Raw genomic sequence first — 1,159 nt, 5'->3', positions numbered from 1 at the left:
ATGCGGAAGATTATATAATCTTCCGCATTAACAATGTAAATTCTAATATTATAGAAGAAAGAAGGATGAAAATTGTATTATAAAGGAAAAGAATTTTTCACTTCTAAAGATTTAGCTTTATGTGTTATCGGAGGAAAGTGGAAGATCCCTATAATTTTTCATTTACTTCAAGACAAAGTATTGAGATTAAGTGAGCTACAAAAAAAGTTGCCGCATGTCAATCAAAGGATGCTAATAAGACAACTTAGAGAATTAGAAGAGGACCAAATTATTGAAAGACATATTTATTCTGTAGTTCCCCCAAAAGTGGAGTATAAGCTGACATCTATAGGCTACAAGCTAGATAAGGTGGTTTATGCAATATGCGAATGGGGTGATTTATTCAAGGATGAAATAATACATTAAAAAGTTCTGGTGCAAATTAAAAATAAAGTTAACTACTCTCTTATAATGTAAGTATTCAATTAGCTGACTAACATGTATTAATTTCGCCGTTCTATGAAATTAAGGGTTCTGTTGCAAAGTTAGAAAAATATAGCTAATCACCATTTTATTGTGTCAGTCTTCGCCTAACCAGCTAACATATAACTAATTTCGTGGCATGGTGAAAATCCGTAGATCTGAAGAGACCTACGGTTCTTTTTATATAATCCGTAAATACATTCAATGCCTTTGAGTGTATTTTTTGCCGTATTGACACTTTGATATCTTGTCTTTCTCACCTTAATGTGACGATGATCTTGTTCAATGAGGTTATTGAGATATTTAGATGTGCAATGACAGTTAGGTTTCAGCTTAAACACTTTAATTATTTTAGCCATGGCTACCTTCGTTGAAGGTGCTTGATCTGTAATTATCATTTGAGGTTTACCGAATTGTTTAATAAGGCGCTTAATAAACGCATATGCTGATTGATGATCTCGTTTTTTGCGTAACCAAATATCTAATGTATGTCCATCTGCATCAATCGCGCGATACAGATAACACCACTGTCCTTTAATTTTGATATATGTCTCATCAATACGCCACTTATAATACGTTTTTTTATGTTTTCTCTTCCAAAGTTGATAGAAAATAGGTGCATACTCTTGAACCCATCGATAAATGGTTGAATGATGAACATCAAAACCACGTTCCCTTAATATTTCAGATATATCAC

General features: G+C 32.6%; 2 protein-coding genes. One reads left to right on the top strand and one right to left on the bottom strand.

Annotated features, from left to right (window positions below; genetic code table 11):
- The first annotated feature begins 72 nt into the window (after window positions 1-72).
- A complete protein-coding gene (locus tag HMPREF2930_RS09090) occupies window positions 73-405 on the top strand; it encodes a winged helix-turn-helix transcriptional regulator (RefSeq protein WP_002505086.1) in 333 nt (110 codons plus the stop codon).
- 164 nt (window positions 406-569) lie between these two features.
- Here the strand turns inward: HMPREF2930_RS09090 and HMPREF2930_RS09085 are convergent.
- On the bottom strand, window positions 570-1,159 hold a 590-nt coding region (locus tag HMPREF2930_RS09085; RefSeq protein ID WP_070597386.1), incomplete at its 5' end, for an IS6 family transposase.

Origin of the sequence: Staphylococcus sp. HMSC068C09 (genome assembly GCF_001813735.1) — a bacterium.
GTDB classification, from domain to species: Bacteria; Bacillota; Bacilli; order Staphylococcales; family Staphylococcaceae; genus Staphylococcus; species Staphylococcus hominis.
The sequence above is the reverse complement of the archived record's forward strand: the minus strand, read 5'-3'. Positions and strand labels throughout refer to the sequence as shown.